This is a genomic window from Galbitalea sp. SE-J8 (genome assembly GCF_030345695.1).
Taxonomy (GTDB): domain Bacteria; phylum Actinomycetota; class Actinomycetes; order Actinomycetales; family Microbacteriaceae; genus JAUASV01.
This window is the reverse complement of the sequence record NZ_JAUASV010000049.1, coordinates 1-1,331: the sequence shown is the minus strand read 5'-3', so window position 1 is coordinate 1,331 and position 1,331 is coordinate 1. Positions and strand designations below refer to the sequence as shown.

Genomic DNA, 1,331 nt, shown 5'->3' with positions numbered 1-1,331 from the left:
GTCGGTGTCGGTGTCGGTGTCGAGGGTCAGCCGGGACTTCGCGAGCATCTCGAGGCCGAGGTAGCGGCGGCCTTCGGCCCACTCGTCGGTCTGTTCGGCGAGCACGGCTCCGACGAGGCGGATGATCGCGTCCCGGTTCGGGAAGATGCCGACGGAGTCGGTGCGGCGGCGGATCTCGCGGTTGAGGCGCTCGTTCGGGTTGTTGGACCAGATCTGTTGCCAGAGTCCTTCGGGGAATCCGGTGAACGCGAGGATGTCGGCCCGGGCATGGTCGAGGTGCTCGAACGCGTCGGGCAGTTTCCCGTCGACGTAGTCCAGCAGCCGGTCGAACTGGGCGTGCACGGACTTCGCGTCTGGCTGGTCGTAGACGGAGTGCAGCATCGCCTTCACCGCTGGCCACATCGTCTTCGGCGTGACAGCCATCAGGTTCGCGGCGTAATGGGTTCGGCATCTCTGCCAGACCGCTCCGGGCAGGTGCGCGGCGATCGCCTCGACGAGCCCGGCGTGCGCGTCGCTGGTGACGAGCCGGACCCCGCTCAGCCCGCGGGCGACGAGGTCGGCGAAGAACGAGTTCCAGGCTGCCCCGGTCTCACTGGTGGCGACTCGGAGTCCGAGCACTTCACGGCGGCCGTCGGCGTTGACCCCCGTCGCGACGAGCACGACAGCGTTGATCACGACTCCGCCCTCACGGACCTTCATGGTGAGCGCGTCGGCAGCGACGAACGTGAACGGTCCGGCATCGTCGAGGCTGCGGTGCCGGAACTGCTCGACGTGCTCATCGAGCTCCGCGGCCATCCGTGAGACCTGCGATTTCGAGAGGGAGTGGATCCCGAGGGTCTTGACGAGCTTGTCCATTCGTCGGGTCGAGACGCCGGCGAGGTAACAGTCGGCGACGACGGTGATCAGGGCGGTCTCAGCGCGTTTGCGACGCTCGAGCAGCCATTCCGGGAAGTAGGTGCCCTGCCGCAGCTTCGGGATCGCGACGTCGATCGTCCCGACCCGGGTGTCGAGGTCACGGTGTCGGTAGCCGTTGCGTTGCGTGAGCCGGTCGCTGGAGCGCTGGCCCCATTCAGCGCCGACGACGGCGTCCGCGTCGGCGGATAGCAGCGCGTTGATCATGGTCTGCAGCAGGTTGCGCATCAGATCGGGCGAGGCATCGCCCAGCGCTTCCTCGAGCAGGCCAGCAGGGTCGACAATATGAGGTGCGGTCATCGTGAAGATGCCTTTCGAGTGGGTTGTAGGAGATTCCTCGAAGGGACTACACGGTGACCGCGCCCACGTCTACGACGAGACCGGCCACCGCGAACTACACCACGTTAAGGGGCACTACT

Annotated in this window: 1 protein-coding gene; it reads right to left on the bottom strand. The window is 66.6% G+C overall.

Features of this window, described 5'->3' with window-relative positions; translation table 11 throughout:
* On the bottom strand, positions 1-1,212 hold a 1,212-nt coding region (locus QT381_RS15700), incomplete at its 3' end, for an IS256 family transposase (RefSeq protein WP_289249967.1).
* Between the last annotated feature and the right edge of the window lie 119 nt (positions 1,213-1,331).